This is a genomic window from Streptomyces sp. BPTC-684 (assembly GCF_030028635.1).
Taxonomy (GTDB): domain Bacteria; phylum Actinomycetota; class Actinomycetes; order Streptomycetales; family Streptomycetaceae; genus Streptomyces; species Streptomyces noboritoensis.
The window spans coordinates 5,958,520-5,985,120 of sequence record NZ_CP124863.1; the positions used below are offsets into that span (position 1 = coordinate 5,958,520).

26 protein-coding genes are annotated in these 26,601 nt (G+C 70.6%); 11 read left to right on the top strand and 15 right to left on the bottom strand.

Going from position 1 to position 26,601, the window contains the following annotated elements; all coding sequences use genetic code 11:
• Positions 1-2: 2 nt before the first annotated feature.
• The 4 genes from QIY60_RS26530 to QIY60_RS26545 are packed head-to-tail and all read right to left on the bottom strand — an operon-like array spanning position 3 to position 3,142.
• Complete coding sequence (locus tag QIY60_RS26530) at positions 3-260, bottom strand: acyl carrier protein (RefSeq protein WP_283144698.1); 258 nt, start codon at positions 258-260, stop codon at positions 3-5.
• Positions 257-1,576 (bottom strand): ketosynthase chain-length factor, encoded by a 1,320-nt coding sequence (locus QIY60_RS26535; RefSeq protein WP_283144699.1) that lies wholly within the window; start codon positions 1,574-1,576, stop codon positions 257-259. Before QIY60_RS26535 ends, QIY60_RS26530 begins: the two co-directional genes overlap by 4 nt.
• Entirely contained in the window at positions 1,573-2,853 is a 1,281-nt protein-coding gene (locus QIY60_RS26540) for a beta-ketoacyl-[acyl-carrier-protein] synthase family protein (RefSeq protein WP_283144700.1), read from the bottom strand. The genes QIY60_RS26535 and QIY60_RS26540 overlap by 4 nt, the downstream gene beginning before the upstream one ends.
• Before the next feature lie 31 nt (positions 2,854-2,884).
• Entirely contained in the window at positions 2,885-3,142 is a 258-nt protein-coding gene (locus tag QIY60_RS26545) for an acyl carrier protein (RefSeq protein WP_283144701.1), read from the bottom strand.
• Between the two features lie 283 nt (positions 3,143-3,425).
• On the opposite strand from QIY60_RS26545, the gene QIY60_RS26550 reads away from it, so the two are divergent.
• On the top strand, positions 3,426-4,037 hold the full coding sequence (locus QIY60_RS26550; protein WP_283144702.1) for a methyltransferase domain-containing protein: 612 nt from the start codon (positions 3,426-3,428) through the stop codon (positions 4,035-4,037).
• 1,200 nt (positions 4,038-5,237) lie between these two features.
• Here the strand turns inward: QIY60_RS26550 and QIY60_RS32800 are convergent.
• Positions 5,238-5,477 (bottom strand): undecaprenyl diphosphate synthase family protein, encoded by a 240-nt coding sequence (locus QIY60_RS32800; protein WP_349253948.1) that lies wholly within the window; start codon positions 5,475-5,477, stop codon positions 5,238-5,240.
• A gap of 544 nt (positions 5,478-6,021) precedes the next feature.
• On the opposite strand from QIY60_RS32800, the gene QIY60_RS26560 reads away from it, so the two are divergent.
• Complete coding sequence (locus QIY60_RS26560; RefSeq protein WP_283144703.1) at positions 6,022-6,840, top strand: glycosyltransferase family 2 protein; 819 nt, start codon at positions 6,022-6,024, stop codon at positions 6,838-6,840.
• A gap of 413 nt (positions 6,841-7,253) precedes the next feature.
• On the top strand, positions 7,254-7,949 hold the full coding sequence (locus QIY60_RS26565) for a hypothetical protein (RefSeq protein ID WP_283144704.1): 696 nt from the start codon (positions 7,254-7,256) through the stop codon (positions 7,947-7,949).
• On the opposite strand, the gene QIY60_RS26570 is transcribed toward QIY60_RS26565, so the two are convergent.
• A complete protein-coding gene (locus QIY60_RS26570) occupies positions 7,870-9,054 on the bottom strand; it encodes a hypothetical protein (protein WP_283144705.1) in 1,185 nt (394 codons plus the stop codon). The two genes, QIY60_RS26565 and QIY60_RS26570, sit on opposite strands and share 80 nt — an antisense overlap.
• A 163-nt stretch (positions 9,055-9,217) precedes the next feature.
• Positions 9,218-9,799: an isochorismatase family protein gene (locus QIY60_RS26575; protein ID WP_349253949.1), complete on the bottom strand. Its 582-nt coding sequence runs from the start codon at positions 9,797-9,799 to the stop codon at positions 9,218-9,220.
• 181 nt (positions 9,800-9,980) lie between these two features.
• Between QIY60_RS26575 and QIY60_RS26580 the strand changes: the two genes are divergently transcribed.
• The 4 genes from QIY60_RS26580 (at position 9,981) to QIY60_RS26595 (ending at position 14,374) form a co-directional block, all read left to right on the top strand.
• Positions 9,981-10,775 carry an SDR family oxidoreductase gene (locus tag QIY60_RS26580; RefSeq protein ID WP_283144707.1) on the top strand — a complete coding sequence of 265 codons (795 nt, stop codon included), beginning with the start codon at positions 9,981-9,983 and terminating at the stop codon, positions 10,773-10,775.
• Between the two features lie 371 nt (positions 10,776-11,146).
• The gene (locus tag QIY60_RS26585; RefSeq protein WP_283146076.1) at positions 11,147-12,100 is read left to right on the top strand and encodes an isochorismate synthase; all 954 of its coding nucleotides are present in this window, start codon (positions 11,147-11,149) and stop codon (positions 12,098-12,100) included.
• Positions 12,097-12,780, top strand: a complete 684-nt coding sequence (locus QIY60_RS26590) for an O-methyltransferase (RefSeq protein ID WP_283144708.1) — start codon at positions 12,097-12,099, stop codon at positions 12,778-12,780. Before QIY60_RS26585 ends, QIY60_RS26590 begins: the two co-directional genes overlap by 4 nt.
• Positions 12,781-12,868: 88 nt before the next feature.
• The gene (locus QIY60_RS26595) at positions 12,869-14,374 is read left to right on the top strand and encodes an FAD-dependent monooxygenase (protein ID WP_283144709.1); all 1,506 of its coding nucleotides are present in this window, start codon (positions 12,869-12,871) and stop codon (positions 14,372-14,374) included.
• Positions 14,375-14,549: 175 nt separating this feature from the next.
• Here the strand turns inward: QIY60_RS26595 and QIY60_RS26600 are convergent, their stop codons facing one another.
• Positions 14,550-15,233, bottom strand: coding sequence for a DUF1326 domain-containing protein (locus QIY60_RS26600; RefSeq protein WP_283144710.1), 684 nt, complete (start codon positions 15,231-15,233; stop codon positions 14,550-14,552).
• Between the two features lie 455 nt (positions 15,234-15,688).
• Here QIY60_RS26600 and QIY60_RS26605 point away from each other — a divergent pair, with 455 nt between their 5' ends.
• Positions 15,689-16,312 (top strand): DUF1326 domain-containing protein, encoded by a 624-nt coding sequence (locus QIY60_RS26605; RefSeq protein ID WP_283144711.1) that lies wholly within the window; start codon positions 15,689-15,691, stop codon positions 16,310-16,312.
• A gap of 85 nt (positions 16,313-16,397) precedes the next feature.
• On the opposite strand, the gene QIY60_RS26610 is transcribed toward QIY60_RS26605, so the two are convergent.
• The 7 genes from QIY60_RS26610 to QIY60_RS26640 all read right to left on the bottom strand — a co-directional run bounded on the left by QIY60_RS26610 (position 16,398) and on the right by QIY60_RS26640 (position 23,647).
• Positions 16,398-17,228 (bottom strand): DUF2182 domain-containing protein, encoded by an 831-nt coding sequence (locus QIY60_RS26610; RefSeq protein WP_283144712.1) that lies wholly within the window; start codon positions 17,226-17,228, stop codon positions 16,398-16,400.
• A gap of 241 nt (positions 17,229-17,469) precedes the next feature.
• The gene (locus QIY60_RS26615; RefSeq protein ID WP_349253993.1) at positions 17,470-17,763 is read right to left on the bottom strand and encodes a DUF899 family protein; all 294 of its coding nucleotides are present in this window, start codon (positions 17,761-17,763) and stop codon (positions 17,470-17,472) included.
• A 22-nt stretch (positions 17,764-17,785) separates the two neighbouring features.
• Entirely contained in the window at positions 17,786-18,004 is a 219-nt protein-coding gene (locus QIY60_RS26620; protein ID WP_283144713.1) for a DUF899 family protein, read from the bottom strand.
• A 440-nt stretch (positions 18,005-18,444) separates the two neighbouring features.
• Positions 18,445-19,746 (bottom strand): MFS transporter, encoded by a 1,302-nt coding sequence (locus tag QIY60_RS26625; protein ID WP_283144714.1) that lies wholly within the window; start codon positions 19,744-19,746, stop codon positions 18,445-18,447.
• Complete coding sequence (locus QIY60_RS26630) at positions 19,743-20,891, bottom strand: PLP-dependent cysteine synthase family protein (protein WP_283144715.1); 1,149 nt, start codon at positions 20,889-20,891, stop codon at positions 19,743-19,745. The genes QIY60_RS26625 and QIY60_RS26630 overlap by 4 nt, the downstream gene beginning before the upstream one ends.
• 1,387 nt (positions 20,892-22,278) lie before the next feature.
• Positions 22,279-23,424 carry a permease gene (locus QIY60_RS26635; RefSeq protein ID WP_283146078.1) on the bottom strand — a complete coding sequence of 382 codons (1,146 nt, stop codon included), beginning with the start codon at positions 23,422-23,424 and terminating at the stop codon, positions 22,279-22,281.
• The gene (locus QIY60_RS26640; protein WP_283146079.1) at positions 23,306-23,647 is read right to left on the bottom strand and encodes a DUF305 domain-containing protein; all 342 of its coding nucleotides are present in this window, start codon (positions 23,645-23,647) and stop codon (positions 23,306-23,308) included. The genes QIY60_RS26635 and QIY60_RS26640 overlap by 119 nt, the downstream gene beginning before the upstream one ends.
• A gap of 112 nt (positions 23,648-23,759) precedes the next feature.
• Here QIY60_RS26640 and QIY60_RS26645 point away from each other — a divergent pair, with 112 nt between their 5' ends.
• Genes QIY60_RS26645 through QIY60_RS26655 form a run of 3 tightly spaced genes read left to right on the top strand, consistent with a single transcriptional unit; the run spans position 23,760 to position 26,536 of the window.
• The gene (locus QIY60_RS26645) at positions 23,760-24,197 is read left to right on the top strand and encodes a type VII secretion target (protein WP_283144716.1); all 438 of its coding nucleotides are present in this window, start codon (positions 23,760-23,762) and stop codon (positions 24,195-24,197) included.
• Positions 24,198-24,200: 3 nt separating this feature from the next.
• On the top strand, positions 24,201-25,919 hold the full coding sequence (locus QIY60_RS26650; protein ID WP_283144717.1) for an alpha/beta hydrolase: 1,719 nt from the start codon (positions 24,201-24,203) through the stop codon (positions 25,917-25,919).
• On the top strand, positions 25,916-26,536 hold the full coding sequence (locus QIY60_RS26655) for a hypothetical protein (protein WP_283144718.1): 621 nt from the start codon (positions 25,916-25,918) through the stop codon (positions 26,534-26,536). The genes QIY60_RS26650 and QIY60_RS26655 overlap by 4 nt, the downstream gene beginning before the upstream one ends.
• Positions 26,537-26,601 lie beyond the last annotated feature (65 nt).

Below are 26,601 nucleotides of genomic sequence, written 5' to 3' on the forward strand. Positions count from 1 at the left end.
CTTCAGGCCGCGGCGGACAGGGTCTGGTTGACCAGGTGGAGGAAGGCACGCGGGGTGTCCGCGCCGGCCACGTCCTCGTCGCTGAGGTCGGCCCCGTAGCGGCGGCCGACCTCGGCCGCCGTCTCCAGGACGGCGAGCGAGTCGTATCCGAGGTCGGTGAACAGGGCGTCGAGCGCCTGCTCGGTGAGGTCCAGGTGCTCCTCCTCACCGGCGCATTCGACGAGGATGTGCTTGAGTTCGGTGAATGTCAGCTCGCTCATGCGGGGGCCGCCTCTCGTTGGGGCCGGTCGGGGTGCCGGTGATCGGGCCGGTCCTGCGGTGCGGTCACCACCAGGGCCGAGTTGAATCCGCCGTGCCCGCGGGCCAGGACGAGCGCCGCGCGGACACGGGCGTCCCGGGGCCCGCCGCGCACCAGGTCCAGGCGGTGGCCGGGAACGGGCCGGTCGACGTGGGCGGTCGGGGGGATCACCCCGTCCCGTACGGCGAGCAGCGCCGCCGCCACATCCAGCGGGGGACCGCCGCCGGCGAGCCGGCCGGTGAGGGTCTTGGGGACGGTGACGGGGACGCCGTACGGGCCGAAGACGGACTCGATGGCCGACGCCTCCGCGTCATCGAGTGCGGGCACGCCCGCCGCGTCGGCGAACACCACGTCGATGTCGCCGGGGCCGAGCCCGGCGTCGTCGAGCGCCAGGCGGGCCGCCCGGGCGAGTCCCGGCGACCGGCCCGACCCCGGGCGCGGATCGAAGGTGGCCGCATGGCCCGACAGACGCCCGTACACCTGGTGGGCGCCTCGGGCGCGCGCCTGTGCGGCGTCCTCGACGACGAGGATCGCGCCGCCCTCGCCGGGTACGTGCCCGGTGGCCTCGGCGTCGAAGGGCAGATAGGCGCGGCGCGGATCGCGCGACCGCGTCAGCCGTCCACTGGAGTGGTGCGCCACCAGCCCCCAGGGATCGAGTGCGGACTCGACGCCTCCGCTGACCACCAGCGACGAGCCCTTGCGCAGGGTGCGCCGGGCATGGCCGAGGGCGTCCAGGCCCCCGGCCTGTTCGGCGACCAGGACGCTGCTGGCGCCGCGCAGCCCGTGACGTATCGAGATCTGGCCGGTATTGGCGGCGTAGAACCAGGCGAACGACTCATAGACACTGACGTGCTGCGGGCCCCGGGTCCACAGCTTGCGGATCTCGCGGTGGGTGAAGGCGAATCCGCCAGTGGCGTTGGAGGTCACCACGCCCGTGGCGTACTCGGGCAGGGCCGCCGGGTCGGCGCCGGAGTCCTCCAGGGCCCAGTCCGCGGCAGCCAGGGCGAGCCGGGTGACCCGGTCCGTCTGGGGAAGCAGCCGCCCCGGGAGGTATTCGGCCGCGTCGAAGCCGGTGATGAGTCCGGCCAGCGGCGAGGGGTAGCGGGAGGCGTCGTAGTCGCGGACCGGCTGGATCCCGCTCTCACCTCGCAGTGTCGCGCTCCACCACGCCTCGGTGCCCAGCCCGTTGGGGGCGACGATCCCGATCCCGGTGACCACGGCCTCGCCCGGCGCGAGCTGCGGCCGGGCAGGTGCCGGTGCGGTTGCGGGGGCCGTCATGCCGCGCTCCTCGACCGGCTTCGCGCCTGCCGCGAGAGGACCATCGCGCTCTGGAAACCGCCGAACCCGCTGCCGACGCTCAGGACGGTGTCGAGGGAGTGCTCCCGTGCCTCGTTCGGCACGTAGTCGAGGTCGCACTCGGGGTCCCGCTCGTGCAGGTTGGCGGTGGGTGGCACCACCGAGAACTCCATGGCCAGCGCGCACGCGGCGATCTCGATCGAGCCGATCGCGCCCAGCGAGTGCCCGACCATCGACTTGAGGGAGCTGACCGGCGTCCGGTAGGCGTGCTCGCCCAGGGCCCGTTTGAACGCCGCCGTCTCGTGGCGGTCGTTCTGCTTGGTGCCCGACCCGTGGGCGTTGATGTAGTCCACGGCACCGCCCGGCAGCCGCGCTTCGGCGAGCGCGGCCGAGATCGCCTCGCTCATCTCGCGCCCGTCCGGTTTGAGACCGGTCATGTGGTAGGCGTTGCAGCGCGACGCGTATCCGGAGACGAGCCCGTAGATGTGCGCGTCCCGGGCCCGGGCGTGTTCCAGCTCTTCCAGTACGAGCATGGCGGCGCCCTCGGCCAGGACGAAGCCGTCCCGGGTGCGGTCGAAGGGGCGCGAGGCGTGCTCCGGGTCCGAGTTGCGGGGCGAGGTCGCCTTGATGGCGTCGAAGCAGGCGGCGGCGATGGGCGAGATCGGTGTGTCCGTACCGCCCGCGAGCATCACGTCGGCGCGGCCCTCCGCGATGAGGTCGCGTGCGTACCCCACCGAGTCGAGCCCGGACGTGCAGCCGGTGGAGACGACGGCCGCCGGCCCCTCGGCGCCCACCAGGGCGGCGACCTCGGCCGCCAGCGAACTGGGCACGAAGGCGTCGAAGAGGTGCGGCGAGAGGTAGGAGCCGTCCACCTCCCACTGCCGCCCGCTGTCGCTGAGCACCAGGTACTCGCGCTCCAGGCTGGTCGTTCCGCCGACGGCGCTGCCGACGCTGACACCGACGCGCTCGGGATCGAGCGCGGCGAACTCCAGGCCGCTGTCGGCGAGGCACTCACGGGTGCTCACCACGGCGAACTGGGCGGCGCGGTCGAGCCGGCGGATCTCGCGCGGCGACAGCCCGTACCGCTCGGGGACGAAGTCCACTTCCGCCGCCATCTGGGAGCGGAAGCGGGACGGATCGAAGAACGAGATGGTGCGGCTGGCCGACCGCCCGGAGACCAGCAGATCCCAGAACGCCTTCCGCCCGATCCCTCCGGGGGCCACGACCCCGATGCCGGTGATGGCGACACTTCGGCTCACTGGAGCAACTCCTCGTAGGGCGTGGGGAGGATCACCGGTCCACCGGGATCCGGGTGGCTACGTAGGCGATGAGCGAAGCGGGGGTCCGCAGTTCGTCGAGCGCCTCGTCCGGGATGCTGACGTGGTAGTCGTCCTGCACCCGCATGGCGATCTCGTACACGACGAGGGAGTCGTAGCCGAGGTCGCCGAACTCCGTCTCCAGGACCGACTCGTCCAGCGCGGCGGCGTCCGCCCCGTCGAAGCAGAGCTCCACGATCCTTCGGAATTCGGTGAGAGTGAACCCGCTCATAACGCACCTTCCGTCGATGTGCCCGCCACCGTCAGCGCGCGACCTCGACCACCGGTCGAGCTCTGCTGGACGTACGGCTGAGGGGCGGGGCGGGCGGGGCGGCGGACGGGAGCCTGAAGGGCTCCTGGGCTCCCGAGGACATGGGCTCCTGGGAGCACCTGAGGGTTCCTGAGGGCAGCGGAGGGCACCCGGCACCGCTCTCCAGCGATCCTCAAGGTCCCGCACAGACCATCCGACGCAGCTCTTCTCCCGTCGTGTTCTCCACGGATTGGACGCCGCCCAGATGAAGCCTCTGCTCCTGCAGATCCTTGACCCGATCTTCGGCCGCCCGCGGGGCATACCTGGCCTGATCGGGGGCGCGATCATGTCGCGCGGCAACGCGGAACAGGAGGCGTGGGCGGTCGAGCACGCCGATCTCGCCCCCGGCAAGCAGGTGCTGGAGATCGGCCCCGGCCCCGGAGTCGGACTCGCGCTCGCCGCCGAAGCGGTCGCGCCCGGCGGCCGGGCGATCGGCGTCGACCCCTCCGCCACCATGCGCGCCCTGGCCCGTGAACGCTGCGCCCTGCACCTGGCCACCGGCCATGCCACCCTGCGCGAGGGAACCGCGGACGACACCGGCCTGCCCGACGCGTCGGTGGACTCGGCGATCTCCGTCAACAACGTGACCCTCTGGGACCGCCAGGCCGCCTACAAGGAACTTCAGCGCGTACTGCGCCCCGGCGGTGCCCTGGTGATCGTCCATCATCGCCACACCATGAACACCACCCCCGAACAACTCCAGGACGAGCTCGTCGAGGCCGGCTTCGACGACGTGACTCTCGACGTACGAGGCCGCACCCTCAACCGCGCCGCGGTGGGTATCCTGGCCCGCCGCCCGGGGGCGGCCCAGGCTTGAGCTCTGTGTGTCCTGCGATGGCGGCCCGGCCGTGACGTGACGTGCGGCCGGGCAGGCTCGCGGGATAGGGGGCGGAGCGGTGCCGATGAGGTTGCCCGGTGGGGTATGCGCGCCGGACTGCGAGTCGACGAAGAGAGCACCGTCAGCTCCATGTCCGCCACGGCGGCCGGCCCCAGGGCTGGGACTGGGCCGACGCCGGCGAGGAGGCTGGCGCACCAGTGGCCTGTGACTCGCACGGCGACCACGCCCGAGGCAATGCCAGCCCTGGCTTCCGAGGGTCCAGAGGCGGGCGGGAGACTGCGGTGTTTCGATGCTCCTCCGTGTCAGCCCAGATGTCGTCAGCCCCGGGCAGAAGGCGTTGGTGGGCCCGCCCGAACCACTCGGTGGGGTGAGGTGCGGGTGTTCGGTGGTGCAGGGCCCGTGATGCTGGATCGCTTGAACGCGGAGGTGGTTCGGAACGCTCTGTGGTCGTTCTTCGACTGTTATGGGGCTCATGGGCGAGCGCCACGATGCGGCACGGTCAGTACCGGTCAGCGCATCGAGATCCCGGTGCTGGTTCCGTGCTGACTGCGATAGCTCGGATCATGGAAACCCGCAATCTGTGAGGGCGGCGACGAGGCGGTGCAGGGCGCTGTCCGAGCTGCTCATTCAGGCACGATTCAGTGTTGCCGCGCTGACTGCGCTGCGTTGAACCCGATGTGGTTGCGGTAGCGCGAAGTCGCCGCCTTCTCATCCGGGGCGGGCAGGGTTGTACCGTCGGCCGAGACCAGACGTCATCCCCGAAGGTGTGGCGCGGGCTGCGGTCGCCTGTCAGGCCAGCCAAGACCGTGAACAGACTCCGCAGGGGGAGCGCTGCCCAGCCTGCGCCGGGCCCGCGTGGGGTTTTACTCGTCGAGCGCCTTGTCTCGGGGCGTGGTTGGTGTCCGTTCGGATCGGCTCGGTCGGCCGTGCTGGCATGTGAGGCCGCGCCTCGTTGTGATCCTCTCGGAGGTCCTTCTGTGACCAGGTCTGATCAGACCGATGCTGCCCCATTGCTGACTCAGCATCAGATTTGGCGCGGAGTCCGGAGGCGGCCATGGATGGTGAGAGGGTGGCCGCCGTGCGTCGCCTTGGGAAGGGGGGCGGTGACGCTTTGCTGTGAGCAGATGCGGGTCGAATTGCATGTGGGTGCGCGCAGGCCGGTGCGCGGCATTGGCCGTTCTACCGTCCCCGGCGCCGGTTGCGGGAGGCGAAGTGGTGCCGCTCGAAGTCCGGCCACAGGGCCTGGGAGAAGTGGAGTTCGGCGTGGGCGGTCTGCCAGGGCAGGAAGCCGGACAGGCGCTGGTCGGGGGAGGTGCGGATCACCAGGTCGATGTCGTACGGGTCGGCCAGTTGGAGATCGCGGGATGCGGCCGCGACCGCGGTGTCGGCGGGTGTGCCGTTCAAGGCTGCGGCGTGCATGGCGCGCAGCAGATCGATGGCGCCGAACAATTCGACACGGCGGCGTCCTTGGGCGGAAAAGCCTTCCGCCAGGGGGAGCGTCAATTCGAGAAGGTTGTCGACCTCTGGACCGGGCCTGTGGATATTTGCCGCCGAGAGGAAGTAGATCGAGAGAACGGTACGGAGAACTCCTCGCACCAGTTGGCGAATTGGGCGGCTCTCTTCGCGCCGTGCCGGTGTCCTTCGACTGCCGACAGTCCCTGCTGCCGGGCCCACCGCCTGTTACCGTCGGGCAGCAGCCCGATGTGCCGGGGCGCAGCCCCGGTATCCGCTCCGGTTCGGGAGTCGCTGGGCCGCATGATCCTAGCGGCAGCGAGACCGTGCCCCGGCTTCTGATCGGGCGACCGAACGGGAGGCCGCAGGGCCGTGCGGGCATGGGTGTGCTCGCGGCTAGGATTCTCTTTTCTGAAACGCGTGTGAACGGGCGAAGGAACAACTCCCGGCAATGAGTAATTCGGCATGTGTCATTCCCGCTTATGCGGTCACCGATGAGGAACTGCGCCTCTTGCTGGGAGCCGTGGACGGCCTGTTCGGTGACATCGTCATCGTCTTCAACGACGAAACCGTCGACGAGGCCCGCACGGCAAGGCTGAGCGGGCATACCTCGGCGCCGCTGTCGGCGCTGCACCTGCCCGGGCCGCTGGGCAAGGCGGAAGCCGTACGCCGCGGGCTCGACCACCTCCTGCGCCACTCGCCGGCGGAGCTCTTCGTTCAGATGGACGCTCACCTCAAGCAAGCCCCGGAACAGGTGCAACGCCTGCTCCAGCGTCTTCAGGTGCAGGCGGGGCTCGGCATGGTGGTGGCCAACCGTTACGGGAGCGGTGCGTCGCCGCTCGATGTGCACCGCAAGACGGCCAGCAGCGGCTTCAGTGCCCTCATGCGCGCCCTGACCGGTTACGAGCTGACCGACACGGTGTGCGGCACCCGCGCCTACCGCAGAGAACTCGCCTCGGTGTTCGCCCGGGACAGCCATTGCTTCGGCTACGGCCTGGAACTGGAACAGTTGTTCCTGGCCGCCGCGCACGGCAGCTCGGTGGAGGAGGAACCGGTCCGCTCCCGCCCCCAGGCGCCCACCACGGCCGCGGAGAAGATCGAGGACAACCTCGCGGTCATCCTCGCCCACACCGCCGCACGGCTGTCTGGGGAGATACGCGCGGCCCTCCACCACGCCCTGGCTCAGATCAAGCTCAGGAAGTCCTTCGACCTCGATGCCCGGCCCTTCGGCCTCGGCGCCGTCTACACCTGTACTTTCGTCGGCCCGGCCGAGGACGGGGAGGACTCCTACGCGGTCGCCGCCCGACACGCGCACGCTGCGGCCGGCTGACCACCAGCCCGGACCAGGCCCCGCGCGAGACCCAGTGTCGGGTCGGCGGAGTGACCAGCCTGCTGGCCGGGCACGAGCGGCTGTGGGACCGCGGCCCCGCGTCGTCTCCCCGCACATGCCCACCATGATGATCCCCAACGCCACGGCCGCCCACGTGGGCATAGAGCTGGGCGCCGACGCCGGCGTGCACACCACCGCCAGCGTCTGCGGCCCCGCTGGGCCTCGTGGACACCGACTGCGACCGTACCGGGCGACGGCAGGGGGCGTACGCGGAGGCCCGTCCGCTCACGGAGCCGCGCTGTGTACATGGAGTGGACGACCAGTGCGCCCGCGCGCCCGTTCGGGCGCCCTTGGCTTCGGCGTGTGGCGGCTCTGCAATGGTCCGGCGACGGGACTGCGAGAGGAGCAGCGAAGTGATCAACACGTCCGAGACCCTGGCCGTGCAGACGATCGAGAACTTCCTCACCCCGGACGAGACCGCTCAGGTCACCAAGATCATCGACGACCATCTGGCCACCACCGGTTGGGTGCCCGCCCGCCCCAGCGAGGGACTCACTCCGCCCGATGCCGTACAGGAGATCCTGGCAGGTGCGATCGACCGGGCGATGCCCGTCATCCGCCGGGCGTTCCCCTCCGCCGACTCCGTTGTTCCATGGCTGTACCACGACCTCAAGCCCGGAGACAGGATCCGCTCGCACGTACACGGCATGGGCGATCCGGACGAGCGTCCCGTCCGCCTGGCCCGTGTGGTGTTCAACCTTCAGGACGCCGACAGCGGCGGGGAGTTCTACCTCGACACCAGTGCCTGCGAGGAGCTGTGGACCGACCGGGTGGCCGAGGCCGATGGCGTGTTCGAGCCCGGCGCCCGGTTCGTGCATGAGATCACTGCCCGGTCCGGCCCGGTTTCCCTCGACGCCATCGCCGCCACCCGCTGGATCTGCCACCCGCCGGCCGGAGCGACCCTGGTGTACGGGGCGCAGCTGATCCACGGCGTCACCCCGGTGACCTCAGGCCGGGCCCGCAAACTCATCACCGATCTGTGCGCCGGACCGGGTACGCGGCCCGAGGCGCCGCGGCCGCACTCACGTCCACCGCATGCTCCGCACTGAGCGCCGCCAGGCCGTGCTCAAGCCGGTCGACGGCGGAGTCGACGGGCACCAGCAGTGTTCCCGGGACCAGTCGGCGCAGCCACGCACGTGCGCCGGGGGCATGGGCGGGCGTCACACCGAGCACCGCGCGGTGGACACCGGAGGTGTTGGGGTAGCCGGGGTTGGCGGTGAAGGCCGACAGCACCGTCCCCGCCGGGGCGGGCGGCAGTGTCATGCCGTTCGGTACGGGCACCTCCAGCACCGCCCGGACGGCGTGGGTGTGCTCCGGCAGCCGGCTGTAAAGGACGGCGTCTGCGTGGGCTCGGTGCGGATCCGTGCCCGTACTGGTCCAGCTCATGTTGGACACCCCGCCGAACCGCCCGTTGATCTCGATCACGTTGAGTCGCCCGGCGCGGGTGACCGCGAAGTCCATCTGCCACGGCCCCACCGGTCGGGAGGCCGCGACGATGTCCCGTACGACGGTGCTCAACGCGAAGCGGACTGCCTCGGGAAGGACGGCGGGCTGTACCCGGGCCCGTCGTCCCGGGGCGCATGCGCTGTCGAGGGGCCCGAGCGAGGCGACGGGCCATGCGACGGTGCCGGCGGGGAGGGTGAGGAGCTCGACGGCGAATTCCTCACCCTGGACGGCTTGTTGCACCAGCACCGGGTACGTGACGGCGGCGCCGACGGCGGCGAGTCGGGATGGTTCACCGACAAAGTGCCGACCTGCGAAGGACTCGCTGCGCGCCTCCTTGACCAGCAGCGGGAAGCCCACCTGTCGGACGGCCGCTCCCAGCCGCTCGGGTCGCTCACAGACCACCCCGGCCGGTACGGGCCAGCCGCGCCGGATCGCCTGCCGGTGCAAGGCCACCTTGTCGCACGCCAGCGTGGCGAACGCTTCGGAGTGCACCGGCATCCGCCGAGGACCGACGGACCTGCCCACGCGGGCGTACAGCGTGAGCAGCTGCTCCTGGCCGGGGGAGGACACGCTGGCCACGACGGTGTCCGCCCGGTGTGCGTCCACCAGCGCGCGCAGGGACTCCTCGGTCAGCTCCTTCGGCAGTGGCGCGCACGTCACCGAAGGGTCCAAGAAGCCCGTGAGGTCGGCGAAGCCCAATACCGTCACCTGCGCACCGGACCGTGTGAGAGCGGGCACGAGTCGGTCCGCACGGAATTCGCCCAGCACCAGAACACGCGTCATGGCTCCCCTTGCCGGTCGTGGGGCCATGTCGAGGACGAGGAAGCCGCAGGCAGGCCACCGGTGCCCGATGGCTTCCCCGTGTCCCGCGTCATCGTCCGGATCCGGTCGCCGGGCCGAGGACTTCGTCGGTGACGGTCACCATGCCGCAGGATTCGGCGACGTAACGCAGGGCCTGGCGGTGTCGGTCCCGGTCGAAGTCGGCCACCGCGTCGGCGACGAGGAAGGCTTGTACTCCCCGCGCGAAGGCGTCCACGGCCGTCAGCATGCATCCCAGATGTGCGTACACCCCGGTGATCAGAAGCTGATCACGTCCGTGTGCCGCCAGCACTTCGCCGAGGCCGGTGTGGTGGAACGCGCTGTAGCGGTGCTTGGTGACCACGGCCTCACCCGGCGCGGGTGCGAGAGGTGCCACGATCCGGTCGTCATCGGGCTGTCCGCCGAGCCCCGGCCCCCAGAAGTCCATCAGCAGCCCTCGGTTTGCCGCCGTCTGCCTTGCCGGCTGTGCCGTGTAGACCACCGGAATACCGGCGGCGCGGCACGCGGCGGCCAGCCGCTGGATGTTGGCGACGGCCAACCCGGCGGGACCGCCGGGCGCGAACGCCCGTAGGAAGTAGTTCTGCATGTCGTGGACGAGAAGTGCGGCCTTGTCAGGGTCGACGGACCAGTTCACACGGTTGAGGGGAAGAGAACGTGCGTCGAGTGGGTCGTAGGGTGCGATACGAGGCAACGACATGGGTCACTTCCCGCGTAGGGCCCATCAGGCTTTTCGGATCCGGCGGCGTCCGCCCGCGATTGTGCCCGTGCCGGGGCTGCGCCACGCAGGGAGCACGAGAGGCGCACGGGAGGCCGATGTGCATCTGACGGGCCTGGACGGCATCGCGGCGGTCGTCACCGGCGCGGCGGGTGGCATCGGATCCCGCGTGGTCGAACACCTCGCCGCCGAGGGGGCGTATGTGGCGTCGGTGGACACTGCCCATACGTGTGCGGGCGACCGGCAGGCTGCAGGGCAGGACGGTGACGCCGTCGGCTCGCACGTCACCCGCCATGCGGCGGACGTCGCCGACGCCGAGGCGGCCGAACGCATCCTCGACCACGTGGAGCGCGAGCACGGGCCGGTCGGGCTCCTGGTCAACGCGGCCGGGGTACTGCATACCGGCCCCCTCACCGACCTGACCGACGCGGCCTGGCAGGAGCTGTTCGCCGCCAACACCACGGGCGTGCTCACCTGGTGCCGGGCCGTGGTCCGGCGCATGGCGCCGTATCGCCGAGGCAGCGTCATCACAGTCGCCTCCAACAGTGCAGGCACCCCCCGTGCGGGCATGGCCGCCTACGCCGCTTCCAAGGCGGCGGCCGGTGCCCTCACGCTCGGTCTCGGCTTGGAAGTCGCCCGGCTCGGCATCCGCTGCAACGTGGTCTGCCCCGGCTCCACCGATACGCCCATGCTGCGGCGCATGGCTCCCACCCCCCAGGCCCGGGACGCGGTGCTGCACGGTGACCCGGCGGCCTTCCGCATCGGCATTCCCCTCGGCCGCCTCGCCGACCCCGACGACATCGCCGCCGCCGTCGTCTTCCTCGCCTCCGACCAGGCCCGCCACATCGCCGTACACAGTCTCTATGTGGACGGCGGGGCCGCCTTGCACGGATGACCGACAGCGACTCCCCGCGGATGACCAACCGTCAGGAGGCGTAACGCCGTTGTCCTTACCGCCCTCACCACGGCCCCCGCTCCTCCCTCCCGGCGGCAGCCCGGATCACTGGCTGCTGTCGACACCCCGCTTGACCCTGACCGCCCGAGGCGGCGACCGGCTGCCGGCGCCGACCGGGCCAGGCCAGTTCCACGCCCTCGCCACCGCCGCGGAACGTGCCCTGCGCGCGAGCCCGCCGAGCACCGTCGTCGTCGGGGCCGTCCCGTTCGACGAGAGCACCCCGGCCCAGCTGCTCCTGACCGGACTCGAACGCCACGGCCCACCGGCCGGACAGCCGACCGGAAGCCGTACGCGCCGTCCAGGAAGTCCTCCTGCCCCGGTGGGCGCCCGCATCCGCGGCGGCCGTCGCCCCAGCGGCCGAACCCCCGCCACCGCCCGCACCCGAACCCCCGTCCCCGGCCTACCACGCCGCCATCCGCGACGCACTGGCCGCGATCGAAACCGGCATCGTCACCAAGGTGGTACTGGCCCGCACCCTCCGTGTCCCCCTCCCGGACAGCCGCTCGTACCGGCATCTGGCATCGGCGCTCCTCACCGCCCTCGCTCGCCAGGAGCCGGCCGCCCACCTCTTCTCCGTCACCCTGCCGCACCGGGACAACGCGGCCCCCGTCTTCGTCGGCGCGACACCGGAGACCTTGCTACGGCGGACCGGCGACCTGCTCACCCTCACCCCCCTCGCCGGAACCACCCCCCGACACCCCGACCCCGCCCGGGACCGGACCCGAGCCACAGCACTCCTCCAATCGGCCAAGGACCGCGCCGAACACCGACACGTCGTCGACGCCCTCCGGCGACGGCTGCACCCCGTGTGCCAGGCGCTCGACATCCCGGCCGAACCCCGGCTCCACGCCACCAGCCGTCTGTGGCACCTGGCCACCCCGATCCGGGCCCGGCTGCGCCGTCCCGCACCGTCCTCCCTCGCGCTGGCCTGCGCCCTCCACCCGACCCCCGCCGTCTGCGGCACCCCCACCACGTCCGCCGCCGCCCTCATCCGCACCCTCGAACCCACACCGCGCCGCTACTTCTCCGGCCTGATCGGCTGGATGAACCAGGCAGGAGACGGCCACTGGGTCATCGCCCTGCGATGCGGCGAGGTCGCCCCCTCGGGACTGCGCCTGTACGCGGGCGCGGGCATCGTCCAAGGGTCCACCCCTGAAGCCGAGTTCGCCGAGACCGAGGCGAAACTCGCCACCATGCTCAGAGCTCTCGACGACGCCCGCTCCGCCACGCCCCCGTGCACCACGCCGACAGGAGCACCGAAGTGACCGAAACCCCGTACGACGAGCTCAAAACCGTCACCCTCACCCGCGAGGTGTACGACTACCTGCTGGGCCAGGCCGAACCCCCGACGCCGGTCCAGCGTTGGCTGGTGGCCCAGACGCACGCCCTGGGGCCTCTGGCCATCATGCGCGTACCGCACGAACAGGCCACCCTGCTGACGCTGCTCGCACGGCTCGTGAACGCGCGACGCATCGTCGAGGTGGGCACCTTCACCGGCTACTCCACCCTCGCTCTGGCGACCGGACTGACCCCCGGTGGAACCGTCCTCACCTGCGACACCTCCGAGGAATGGACCTCCATCGCCCGAACCGCCTGGCGGGAAGCCGGTGTGGAGGACCGCATCGACCTCCGACTCGGCCCCGCGCTGGAGACGGTGACCGCCCTGCCGACGCGGAGCGACATCGACCTGGTCTTCCTCGACGCCGACAAGCCCCACTACCGCCAGTACTGGGACCTCCTCGTGCCCCGCCTCCGCCCCGGCGGACTGCTGATCGCCGACAACGTGCTCCAGCAGGGACAGGTCCACCTACCCGAAGCCACCGGCAACGCCCGCGCCGTACGCGAGTTCAACGCCCACGTACGCGCCGACCCGCGCGTCGAGTCCGTCATGCTGCCGGTGGCCGACGGACTGACCATCGCCCGCAAACGATCCGAAACCACCTGAGCCGCCCCTCCCGAGACCGACGGCGGGAGCACACACCGGCTCCCAGCACCGCCCGGCACGTCACACGACGAACGAGAGGAGGAGGCGTATGGAGACGGAAACCGAGGTGCTCGTCGTCGGCGCCGGCCCCACCGGCCTGCTGCTCGCGGCCGAACTCGCACTCGCCGGCGTACGGACGGACGTCGTCGAGTGCCGCACGCGCCCGCAGCAGGACTCACGAGCTCTCAACCTGCACCCGCGCAGCCTGGAACTGCTGGACCAACGCGGCCTGGCCGACCGGTTCCTGGCCGTCGGCCGTACCGTGCCCGGCTGGCAGTTCGCCGCCACTTTGAGGACACCGCTCGACTTCTCCGCGCTGGCCTCCCCGCACCCCCACGCCCTGCTACTGGCCCAGTCGCACACCGAGGCGCTGTTGGAGGAACGGGCCCGGGAACTCGGCGCCCGGATCCACCGCGGTCACGAGGCGACCGCGGTGAGACAGAAGGACGACAGCGTCGAGGTGGACCTGCGCGGCCCGACCGGACCAACCTCGGTCCGGGCCGCCTACGCGGCCGGTTGCGACGGCGCCCGCAGCATCGTCCGCCGCGCCGCCGGCATCGCCTTTCCCGGCACCGACGAGTCGTTCACCGCCATGGTGGGCGACTTCGCCACCGCCGATCACGCAGACCTCGACCGTGCCAGGCGGCACGGCGTCCTCATCGCCCGGCTGGAACCCGGCCTGACCCGGTTCGTGGTCATGGACCCCGAACGCATCAGGGTGCCGTCCACCACCCCCGTCACACCCGACGAGTTCCGCACCGCGCTGCTGCGCGTCTGCGGCACCGACTGCGGCATCGGACGCCCGACCTGGCTGTCGCGGTTCGGCAACGCCACCCGGCTCGCCGAGCACTACCGCTCCGGCCGTCTCCTCCTCGCCGGCGACGCCGCGCACATCCACTTCCCCGTCGGTGCCCAAGGGCTCAACACCGGCCTCCAGGACGCGATGAACCTCGGCTGGAAACTGGCCGCGCACATCCGGGGGTGGGCCGCACCCGGCTTGCTCGACACCTACCACGCCGAACGCCACCCGGTCGGCCGGGCTGTCACCGAACGCACCGAGGCCCAGACCCTCCTGGTCGAACTGCCGCTGGTCGAGCGCTACCACCGTCCCGCGACGCTTCTGTGCGAACTGTTGGACACGCTCCTCGGCCTGGTGGAGGTCAACCGGTACCTCGCCGGACACCTCTCCGCACTCGACACCGCCTACCCGCCTGCCACCCCCGCCGCACACCCGCTGACAGGCCGACGCGTGCCAGACCTCCCACTCGCCCTCCCAGGAGGACGCCAGGCCCGAACCTACGAGCTACTGCACGACGGCCGCTTCGTCCTGCTCCACCTGTCTTCAGCGCACACCGACTTCACCGCCCCCGCCCCGGTCACGACGGTGACCGCCCGCACTTCCGTCCAGGACCCCGCCCTCGACGGCACCACCGAAGTCCTTGTCCGCCCGGACGGACACATCGCCTGGGCCACCCGCACAACAGACCCCCGCATGCTCCACGCGGAACGGACACGCTCACTGGACAACTGGATCCGGCCTCCACACGGAAGATGAGGCCCGCGGGCAGCCGGTGGCTGATCCGGCTGGGTACCGGGTCAAAGGGGTCGGATCTGGGTGACGCGCCACAAGCGGCGCGGCAGTTCGCCCTCCTCGACCGCTCCGGTATCGCGCGTCGTCCACGGTCGGTACCACGTCGAGGAGCTACTCCCGGCACCTGCGGTGACCACCGCTAACCGTGGCTTCCGCGGGACGGCTGACCTTGGTCAGGGCCTGTCCAGTCGAAGGTGATGTGCTTGCTGGACTGGCCCTCCCGGCTCCAGCGGAAGCCGAAGGCGTCGGCGCGGTCTGCCGTGGAGCGGCCCCAGGTCGCGACCTGTCCCGGCCCGGTCTCCGAGCCGGGGAGGTTGGTCGACTGGACCCGCGCACCCTCCGGTGTGGTCGGTCCGGTGAGCGCCACGGCGCTCGCCTCGACTCGGCCGGGGATCGTGGCTCTCCAGCCGCCGAGGTCTTCGTCGACCTCGATCTCGATGGGGGCGAAGTCCATGCCCCGCATCTCGGCGTCCATCATGCTCACCATCTCGGCGGGCCAGCTGCCGGCCTGGCCCCCGAAGATCATCTGCAGGGCCCCGCGCTGCGCGTCGTCGGCGCGCTCGTCGAGGAAGACCGCCGCGTACGTGTCGGTGTGCTCGGCCCACACATTGCCGACGAAGGAGCCGAGCATCAGCACATTGAGGCCGTCCAGCGGTACGTCACCGTAGTTACCCTCGCGTATGTGCCAGGCCAGGACGCCGTCGCATTCACCGTAGGTGGGCAGCTGGGCGAACGAGCAGGGGCAGGGGACATTGCACCTGCACGTATCGAACCAGTCACCGACCGCGTGCCATCGTGGAACAGCTGCTGTCGTCTCAGACATCTCAACGCCTCCTCACGGCCCGCACGGGCGGGAATCGCAGTCGGGGATGCCCAGCCGGACGTCAACACAGGCGCTCGGTCGCACGGGTCATCATCCATTCTCCTCCCGCTGCCACGTGGGCAAAAGCCGGTCTGCCCGCGAGCGCAGCCCCGGGGCCGGGCACCGATCGAGGTCGGGCGGTGATCTGTACATGTTGTGCCGGCTCGGCCTAGCCTTGAAGGGAGAAGAACTCCTGGGGGCAGGGTGCCTGCCCGTGGAGTGAGTGGACCATGGAGACCTGCACCGCACGGAAGGACGGCGGGGCGTCCCGTCCCGCCGTTGTCGAGGGCAGACGTGCCTTTGCGGTCCCTGCTCCGTCCGCTTCGCCGGCCGCGCGCTCGCCACCGGCCGCTCTCGATGCCGGCGTCGTCCGTACCGTCGGACGACGACAACCGTCAAGCGATCGGGAGCAGATCATGACGTGGAGCATCTCCGGCAACTACCTGGCTGGTTGTTCATGTGCGGTGGTGTGCGGCTGCGCCGTCGATGCGAAGCCGCACGACCCGCAGGGGCGTGAGGAATGCCTTGGGTGCGCCGTCTTCCACGTGGAAGAAGGGCGCTTGGACGAGGTGAACCTGTCCGGGGTGGATTTCGTCCTCTACAACCACTTCCCCTCCAACCTGACCTCCGGCAACTGGAAGGTCGGCCTGGTCATCGATGAGGGGGCCACCGACGAACAGACCGATGCGGTGGTACGCATCGTGTCCGGGGGCGAAGGCGGTGCGTTCGGTGAACTCTCGCAGTTCTACGGCGAGAATCTGGGCGTGGAGCGGGCGAGCGTCTCGCTGTCCGACGGAGAGAAGCCCCGACTCAGCGTCGGAGGGAGGACGGAGCTCGCATTCGAGCCTCTCAGGGGGCCCGATGGAGGGCCTACGACGATGAAGAACGCGATGTTCGGGTTCTCTCCGGAGTTCACGCTGGGCCGTACCACCGGTAGTTCGCATGCCTTCGGGCTGTCGTTCGAGGGTGCGTATGGCGAGGCGTCCGACTACGCCTTCTCCAGCGAACAGCCCGTGGGCGCGCCCACCGGACGGGGTTGAGCCAAGCGCGCAGCAACCGGTTTCGTTGGAACGCGGGAAGGTGACCGCCGTACCGGCCGCCTCCCGCGGGGTGGGAAACGACCGCTCATGCTGTCCAGCCGGTCATCTGGTCCATGGCTGGACCGGACGTGTCCAGGCCGGGGAGCAGCCAGTCCTGGAAGGGGGCGAGGACGGCCAGGACGAGAAGCGCCAGGCCGACGGCCCAGGTGAGCCAGGGTCCTTGCCGCCAGAGTTTTTCCAGGAAGATCACTGCCGCCAGTGCGGCCATCGCGGCCACGTTCATGAGGCCGAGTGGGATCAGGACGATCATCAGCCCCCAGCAGCATCCGACGCAGTAGAGCCCGTGGTGCGCCCCGACCCGCAGGTCCTTCGCCCAGGGCCGGTAACGCGAGTACTGGAGCAGTTGGAACATCGGATTGCGGCAGTGCCGCAGGCAGACCCGCTTCAGCGGCCCGAACTGCTGAGCTGCCGCGAGGAGGAACGCGGCGGCGCCGATCCAGCGGCCCGTCCCGGGGTCGCGGTCCACGAGATGTCCGGTGAGTGCCAGGGCGCCGTAAGCGAGCAGCCCGAAGGCGGTCCAGGCGAGGAGGTAGCCGCTGACGAATTCGGTGATCCGCAGCGCGCGGGCAGGGCCGGCCGAACGGCGGGTGATCCCGCGTACCCAGGTGATGGCCACAGGTGCGACGGACGGCAGCATCATCGCCGCCATCATGACCACCCACAGCAGGAGGAAGAGGGGGAGCGCCAGGCCCATGGTGCCGGGCTCCATCCCCATGTGGCGGGACTGGCCGATGGTGAGCACCCACGCCAGGGCGGCCAGCAGCACCATCAGGAACCATGCGAATGCGAGATCACGCGCGGGCAGCAGGAATGCGGGCCGCGTGGGTGCCGGCGGGGCCAGGCGGGGGTGTGGCATGGAACGCCTCCCAGGGACGCGAGCTGCCCTCTCCAGCAGATCACAGAACCGGAAGGCCCAAAACCTGGGAGGCCGGCCGAGAGCACGGCCGGCCGGTCCCCGTCGACCTGTCCCCGGATCAGCGGTGCAGGGGCTGGAAGCGACGCCGCGCCGCGTCGCGTGCCTCGGCGAGCTCGTCGGGCAGTGGCAGCAGCTGATCGTCGGCCAGGAGGCACGTCCTGCCACCGGAGAAGGCGACCTCTCAGGTCTTCCCGTACTCGTCGTGGCGGCGCAGCCAGAAGGTCTGCTCGCCGTCCTCCTGGCGGCCCCTCGGCGTACGGTCGAGGAGGCCGTAGTAGGCCATGGCAGGCTCAAGGCCGCGCGCGGTGGTGACGTACGTCCGATAGACGGTGCCGTCCGATCGCGCGTAGGAGCTCAGCCCGGGCCCCTCGGTGACGTACCCGAGCACGTCCGTGCCGGACGCCTTCGCCATCTGACTCACGATCGGTGGAACCTCGCCTTCGAGGAACGGCCTCAGCTCCTTCTCCGTGTACATGAACCCGAGGTCGCGGTGGAAGTCACTGCCGACGGGGGAGACCCAGCCGAAGCTCCACCCCAAGCGACCTGGTCCCGTCCTCGGTCTCGAAGCCGTAGTCCTTTTCGACCGGCACCCAGGGAAGCTCCCGCCGCTTCCGCGCGAGCTCGTCGCCGCGTCGGGTGAGTTCCTTCTCCTCCACGAGCAGCTCCTGCCGGGCTGCCTCGAATTCCTCCTGTGTGCCGACCTTGTGCTCGAGCATCGCCTTTCCCTCCTGTGGGGGAGCAGAAGACCGCATGGCGGCGGGCGGTCGCCCGCAGCGGCTGTCAGCAATGCCGTTACGGGCTCACCCGTCCGGCCGTACGTCCACCGTACGCGCGCGGCGGCGGGCCTTCGAGACGCAGCCGAGGGCCCTGGTCCCCGCCCGCCGCCTTCGGGATGGACGTGGAGGTGGGCGAGGTCTCCGGAGCGCAGGGCGACGAGGTGGCCGTAAGCCCGCTCCAAGCGGAAGGCGGCCGCCGTTGGAGATATACCCCTCCGGGGCAATCGCAAGGAACCGCCATGCACGGTTGCACCGCCCGCAAGGACGACGTCCTCAAACGGTCGGCGCCGCCACCGGCGCCCCGGCCACCCTCGCCCGGATGCGCGGTAAGCCGGACGCTGCGGTGGCGACCCGCCCCGTGTCCGTGTCCCTGGTGGCGGTCAGGTGGCCACGGCCTGACGTTCCTCCTCCGCCTGGGCAGGTGATAGTCGACCGCTGCGGTGCAGTGCGGACAGCGCGGCCGCGCAGGCCAGGCCCAGTACACCCAGCGCCGCCCAGGGCAGTGCCGGCACTCCGGCTTCCCGGGCGGCGTCCAGCGCCACGCCGGTGAGCAGATTGCCGAGCGTGATGCCGACTCCGCAGATGGTGTTGTACAGGCCGTAGTGCGTGGCCACCAGACGGTTGCCCGAGAGGTGGACGATGGTGTCCATCTCGAAGGGGTAGGCGATCATCGTGCCGAGGGCCAGCAGCAGCGCGGACATGGCCGGCGGCACGGCGGCCAGCAGCCACAGGCATGCCCCGCCGTCCGGTACGGGTACGGCGGAGGCCGCGAGGAGGGGGACGAACGCCGCCCCCATCGTGGCCACTCCCCAGGTGAGCGCCCGGCCCGGTGCCATCCGGGCCGTGCACCAGGCGGTGACCTTCGTCTGGAAGACGATCGTGCTCAATCCGGAAACGGCGAACAGGACCGCCACCGCAGCCGTGCCGAACCGTCCTTCACCGCCCAGCCGCCGGACTTCCAGCGGCAGGGACAGGTAGACCTGGAAGGACATCACATACGAACCGATCATGGCCAGGGAGAACAGCAGGAACGGGCGGTTCGTGAAGATCCCCCGCCATTGCCGCAGGACACCGTCGCGCCTCCCGTCCGCGGTGTCGGCGTGGTCCGCGCGGCGGGCCGGCAGGGCCCGGATCTGGATGACGCTCAGGACCGCGAAGATCCCTGCGGCTGTCAGGCAGGTGACGCTGAAATCGACGCCGGTCAGGAACATGCCGACCAGCGGGCCGAGCAGGATGCCCGCTTGGTAGAAGACGTTGAACAGGGCGAACGCCTCGACGCGCCGCTCGCCCGCATCAGCCGCCAGGTAGGCGCGGGAGGCGGGGTTGAACAGGGCGCCGGCCAGGCCCGTCGCGGCGGACGCGGCGAGCAGGGCGGGAACGGATTCCACCAGCCCCAGGGCCGTGAAACCCGCGGTACGCAGCACGAGCCCGGCGATGATCATGGGCTTGTAGCCGAGGCGGTCGGCCAGTGTCCCGCCGATGAGGAACATGCCCTGCTGGCTGAAGTTGCGTACGCCGAGGATCAGCCCGACCAGCCATCCCGCCAGGCCGAGCGGCCCGGCCAGGTAGGTGGCCAGATAGGGCATCAGCATGTAGAAGCCGAGGTTGATGGTGAATTGGTTGACCATCAACAGCCGGACACTGCGGTCGTACGAGCGGGCCTGAGCGATCGTGCCCTTCACCGGGTCCGCCTCCGCAGTCCCGTCGCGCTGTTCACGCCGGTCTCACCGACGGCATCGGTCTCGCGGTCTCCGTGGAGGGTGAGCGGGTCGACGACTTCGGTGCAGTGGGTCCAGCGGGTGACCTCCTTCTCGTCCAGGCTCCCGATCAGGTCCGGTTCCGGCGCGGGCGGGGAGTCGAGCAGGCCGTGGGCGGCGCAGTAGGCGTCGTCGTAGACGGTGCCGAGGTACCGCTGGGGGCCGTCGGGGAAGACCGCGGCGATGCGTGTGTCCTTCGGGAGCGAGCGGGCGAGCCAGCCGGCGACCAGCGCGACCGCTCCGACGCTCCAGCCGCCGGTGGCGTAGTGGGAGCCGGCCAGTCGGCGGCAGGTCCACACGGCTTCCGCCGGGGAGACCCAGTGCACCTCGCTGAAGTTGTCGTAGGCGACGTTGCGGGGGTAGATGCTGGACCCCAGCCCGCGCATCAGCCTCGGCCGGGCCGGCTGCCCGAAGATCGTCGAGCCGATGGTGTCCACCCCCACGAGCGTCAGGTCGGGGTAGAGCTGCCGCAGTACGCGCGAGATCCCCGCCGAATGGCCGCCGGTGCCGACGCTGCACACCAGGACGTCGATGTGCCGGAGCTCGGTGGCCAGTTCGAGGGCGAGCGGAGTGTAGGCGGTGGTGTTGTCGGGGTTGTTGTACTGGTCCGGGCACCAGGGGCCCGGGTGCTGTCCCATCAGCTCGACGACGCGGTCGCGGCGGGCCTGCTGCCAGCCGCCGGTGGGGTGCGGCTCCGACACCACATCGACCTGGGCGCCGTACGCGGTCAGCAGCCGGGTCATGGACGGTTCGAGCCCCGGGTCGGTGACCAGGGTGACGGGGTGTCCGTAGACCATGCCCGCCAGGGCGAGGCCGAGGCCCAGGGTTCCGCTGGTGGACTCGATGATCCTCGCGCCCGGCTTCAGGTCGCCGCGGGCGCGGGCCCGTTCGACCATGTGCAGGCCGGGGCGGTCCTTGATGCCACCGGGGTTGAAGCCCTCCAGCTTCGCCCAGAAGCCCCGTCCCGGCGGCGCGAGCGGTTCGGAGATGTGCAGCAGCGGGGTGTTGCCCACCAGCTCTGACAGGGCCGAGCGGCCGGTGGACGATGTGTCGCTGGTCGAAGAATGCATGACTGTGCCTTCGTTCGGTGATGGCGTCGGCTACTCGTTCGCGTGGTACGCCGTCACTGGCCGGGCATCAGGAACGGGGTCCTGGTCCGGAGGACGGCATGCGGCAGCCGCGTGCGGCTGCGAGGCGAGCGGCCTAGATCCGCCACCGGCAAACGTCGGCCAGCGTGGAGCGACCGGTGCGGGCTATGGGCGATGTACTGGAGCCGAGGACCGCCGAGGCTGCCTGCTCTGCCGTCGGAGCACACATTCCTGAGGAAGGAAGGGCGGCGGTCTCATCGGCCGGGCGCTGTACCTCGCTTGCGGCCCGTGTGTTCATGCAGGGCGAAGCACAGGCGGAACCGTGATCGTGCTGCGGATGCTCCCGATCGTGGGAGGACTCCCCATGTCCGGCCGACGCGGCCTGCGCGGAAAGGGAGAGGTGCCGGTGTCCGTCGTCGGCGGGGTACGAAGGGCAGTGGGCGGCGGCCAAGAGCAGCACGCTCAGTGCACAGGCGAGGAGAACGCCCGGCCAGGACGGAACCCGGCGGGTCAAGGGCGGCAGGGGCAGGCGGGGCACACATCCTCCGAGCGGCAGTCGCTTCCTCAGTCGGCGGGCGAGGAAGCGGCGTGGTCAGATGCGCGCGGGAAGCGGGGATTCAAGCGCCAGAAGCCGAGGCGTGCTGAACATATCGCCGTCTCGTGGGCAAATCCGTGAGTTCCGCAGCGCGTGGGGTGTCGTCGTGGAACGCCGACGCCCTACACCTGGAGGACAGCTGGTGATCTGAAGTGCGCTGAGGGAGCGGAAGCGGATCGCTTCAGCTGTTCGGCCACCCGCACACGCCAGGGACCCGGAGCGGTCCGACGGTCATCCCGCGCGTCGGCGAGGTCGGGCGTGGTCGCCGCATACGACGGTGCGCTGCGGCGCACACCCTCGACCGTGGAGTGGCCTTCGCCCTCGGAACAGTCCACAGCGGACGCGACCGCCTGACCTGCCGCATCCGAGGCGGAGAGGGAAGCGACCGGCAGGGCGGCTGTATTGCTGTGCTCCAGTAGGGAGCAGCACACGCCCAACAGGCCGAGAAGCAACAAGGCCAGCCCGGCAGTGACCAGTCGACGCACTTGAAGAAGGGCCGACTGATCGCCGGAACGCGACCAAGCTGTCATCACGCCGTGATCATAGCCAGCGCCCGCTCCACACGGAGAGCCACATCCCCAAGAGCGTGCGATTCAACTGCCCATCCCTGTAAGGGTTGTAGGAAGCCACGAGTAATTCGACCACCGGATTCACCCCGCGTACTGAGCCGGGATCGGAACTGGTGACGCCTTCATGCGGGCCGGGGCCCCGGCTGCCGCAGTCGGGGTGTGCGGGGTCATGTCCATGGCGGTGTCCGTCGTGGTCGGCCCGGCTCTAGTGGGGACCGTGCCCACCGTGGTCGTGGCTGTCGCCGGGAGCCCCGCCCATCATCTTCAGCATCCCCCTCCCGCCGGTCCGGAGGAACCGCACCAGCAGTACGGCTGCCAGAACCAGGAAGGCGATGTTGAGCCAGGTCGTGTAGTTCCAGGTGACGCCCTCCATGGGGATCGTCGCGTCGGCCTGGTCGGGGATCAGGCCGAGCCCGCCGAAGGTCAACTCCACGACGTACCCGGCGACGACCATCGCCAGGTAGAACGTGCCGAGCAGGAAGGCGGCCATGCGTGCGCCGTAGTACTTCCGGTAGATGGTGAGGATCGGCAGGATCAGCAGGTCGGCGAAGATGAACGCGACCACCCCGCCGAAGCTGATGCCGCCCTTCCACAAGACCACGGCCAGCGGCACGTTGCCGATCGAGCAGACGAACGAGGCGATCGCGACCAGGGGGCCGATCAACGGCCCCCACAGCTTGGCCGCCAGCGGGTGCCCGTCGAAGAAGAACGTACGCCAGAAGGAGTCCGGCACCCACGCGGCGATCGCCCCCGCGATCAGCAGCCCGACGACCAAGTCGCGCAGGATCGCGGCCCACTCCATGACGAAGACGTGCGCGGTGGAGGTGAAGCCCTCACGGGAGAACAGCCGCCCAGCGAAGGAGCCTTCCTTCTGTACGGACATGTCCATCGCGGCATGGCCCTCCATCGAACCGGCGAGGCCCCGTTCGGCCTGCTCGCGGGCCGCACGCAGCAGCTTGTCGCGCAGGAAGAGGCGGAAGAGGACCGCGAGGACCACGATCATGATCGGGCCGCCGACGAACTCCGCCGCGGTGAACTGCCAGCCCATCAACAGGGCGAGGATCACGCCGAGTTCGACGACCAGGTTGGTCGAGGCGATCTCGAAGGCCATCGCCGCGGTGAAGCCGGCGCCCTTGCGGAACAGCGAGCGGGCGAGCGCGACGGCGGCGTACGAGCAGGAGGACGAGGCGGCACCGAGGCCGGCGGCCAGGGCGAGGGTGCGGGGACGGTCGTCACCGAGCAGGCGGACGACGGTGGATTTGCGCACCACCGCCTGCACCACCGCGGACAGGGCGAAGCCGAGGATCAGAGCCCAGGTGATCTCCCAGGTCATGGAGCCGGCGATGGACAAGGCGTGCAGTACGGCGTCCACGGGCGGGCCTTCCGGGTGGAGGAACGTGGGCCAGGTTGCGGGCCCTCACGCGGGTGAGGGCCCGCAACCTGTGGGGTCGGAGCAGGGCGAGGATCTCGTTCATCTTGTCGACCTCGGCGGTCTGAGCCGTGATGATCGCGCCCGTGAGTTTCCACGCGTCGGCGTGGCTGCCGTTCTTCTGCTCGTCCTCGGCCATGGTGATGGCGCCCTGTGGGCACTTGGACGATCAGGAGTGAGTACGCGTACTCATGGGTGGCCTGAAATCGCCCTGTAGCCTGCCGGAAAGAAGATCAACAAGCGGAGGGGCGAACGGCATGTCCACACCGATCGGTGGTCCCACACGGGGCTTCTGGATCACGCCAGGCGAAGTCCAGAAGGCCGGCGACTCGGCCCGCAAGGTGGCCAAGGACATCCCCGACGAGATCAAGACCCTGTACAAGCCGACGGACGCGGCGGTGGCGGGGCTCGCCGGTTTCGAGACGGCCAAGGCGATCGACGACTGCCTGGAGGCGTGGGCGAAGGCGCTGCGCTCGCTGGCGGGCATGGTGGAGGGGGCGGCGGACGCGGTCGGCTCGTCCAGTACGAGCTTCACCCGGGAGGACCACGAGCGCGGGAAGTCCTTCCTGGGCTTCGGCCCGTACACGCCGTACGCGCCGGGCGTCACGGCCCCGGGGGCGCACGGCCCGTACGCCCCGTACACCCCCTACGCCCCGGGAGTGACCCTCCCGCCGGTGTCGAACGGAGGGCGCTGACACATGCGGGTCTCGCAGCTCCGCGACGCCAAACCGCTTCTGCTGACGGACGCGGGTGACGCCTGGGACAAGCTGGCGGAGAAGTTCGCCACGCACACCGCCGACTGCGGCAAGTATCTGCACCAGCCCCTCCAGCAGGGGAACTGGGGCGGGATCGCCGCCGAGTCCGCCGCCGACCGGCTCGCCCGGATGCAGCGCGACCTGGTGGTGGCGAAGAAGGAACTCGACGCCGTGGGAACGGTGTTGAGGGCCTGCGGTGAGGAGTTCGCCGCGCAGCAGGGCAAGGTCGCGAACGCCGTGGCGGACGCGACGGGGGCCGGGTACCACGTCGCGGACGACGGCAAGGTCACCGCGCCGAGCGTCGACACCGGCGGGATGAAGCCCGGCGACGTGGCGATGATGCAGCGCGACCAGGCCACCCGCGCGCAGGGCTACGCCGACCGCATCGGCGACGCCCTGGCGGCGGCGCAGAAGGCGGACAAGGAGTACGCGGCGGCGGTCAAGCTCTTCACCGACGCGGCCAACCGCTGCGCGAAGGGCGACTGGAGCACCGGCTTCCTGGAGCTGGCGAAGGCGGACGAGCTCAACCGCGAGCTGCTGCACGAGCTCGGCATGCCGGACAAGAAGGGCTCCCCCGCCGCCGTACAGGCGTGGTGGGCGCAGCTGTCCCCCAGCCTCCAGGCCAAGCTGATCCAGGACTACCCGCAGGAGATCGGCAACCGCGACGGCATCCCGGCCGCCGACCGCGACCGGGCCAACCGGACGTATCTGCCGATGCTGCTGAACAGCCTGGAGGCGGAGTACGCGGGAGCGGACGGGGACAAGGCGAAGGCCCTCAAGGACAAGATCGAGGGGCTGCAGGGTATCAAGAAGCAGCTGGCGGCGGAGGGCGAGCCGCGCCCGTACCTGCTGGGCATCGGCTCGGAGGGCAAGGGCCGGGCCATAGTCTCCTTCGGCAACCCGGACACGTCGAAGAACGTCTCCGCGTACGTACCGGGGCTCAACACCAAGTTGAGCGGCCACTTCGCGTCGGCGGACGTGGACCGGGCCCGGAACGTGGCGACCACGGCGAACAAGATGTACCCCGACACCACGACCGCCTCGGTGGTGTGGCTCGGCTACGACTGCCCGCAGCTCGACGGCTTCTCGTGGTCGGCGACGGACGTGATGAGCAAGGACGACGCGAAGGCGGGAGCTCCGGCGTACGACAGGTTCCTGAGCGGCATCAGGGCCACCCACGAGTCCGGCTCGCCGCATGTGACGGCCATCGGCCACTCGTACGGCTCGCTCACGGTGGGCCAGGCGACGCAGCAGCCCGGCGGTATCCCGGCGGACGACGTGGTCCTGGTCGGCAGTCCCGGTGTGGGTGTGGACAAGGCGTCCGACCTGGGTGTGGGGGCGAACCACGTGTACATCGGCGCGGCGGAGAACGACCAGGTCACCTACCTCCCGTCGCCGAACCTCCTGGAGTACGTGGCACCGGGAAGCGAGTACGGCCCGAAGAAGAACTGGTTCGGTACGGACCCCGCGGACAACCACTTCGGCGGCCACCACTTCGCCGTGGCCCCGGGCAAGGACACGGGCCTGACGGGCCTGGTGAAGGGCGACCTCCCCGCGCACTCGCTCTACTTCGACCCCGACGCGGGCGGCGACTCCCTCCCCAACATCGCGAGCGTGGTGACGGGTCACGGCGACCGCATCACGACGACGAGGCCGCGATGAGGCGGGCACGGGTGGTGGCGTGCGCGGTGCTGATGACGGCGCTGGCGGCGTGCGGGCCCGGCGGGGCCGGGTCCGGGTCCGGGCAGACGAAGAGCGGCGACCAGCGGGTACGGCAGACGCAGAAGGCATCGAAGATGGACATGCAGCAGGCGGGCGAGGGCTCGGAGAAGATCCTGGACGACACGCTGGCGGCGATCCAGCCGCCGGTGAAGTGGGCGTACGGCGCTCCCATGCAGGGGGCGTGCAGCACCGACCTCAACGAGCCGACGGGCAGGACGACGGTCACCCGCAGCCGCAACATCCTGACGGTGATCGCCCCCCACCGCCGCGGCAGCCTCCTGGGCGTGGTCCAGCGCCACTGGGAGCAGCAGGGCTTCAAGGTCACGAGCGTGCGGAACGACGAGTCGATGCCGTGGCTCCGCGCGAGCCGCCCGGACGGCTTCAGCGTGTCGCTCCAGGTGGGGAGCGTGGGGAACGTGTTCATCAGCGCGAGTTTCGGGTGCGCGCAGGACTCGGCCATGACGTATCCGGCCGGGACGCCGGGGCAGCCCGGGGGGCCTCGGGCGGAGGAGCTCCGGCCTCGGGAGCAGTCGGAGTTCTGGTCGGCGGCGGGGTGAGGCAGCCGCGTCGGACGGGCCACCGCCAGGACTGAGGACCTCCCTCACCGCCGGGGCGTGCGGGC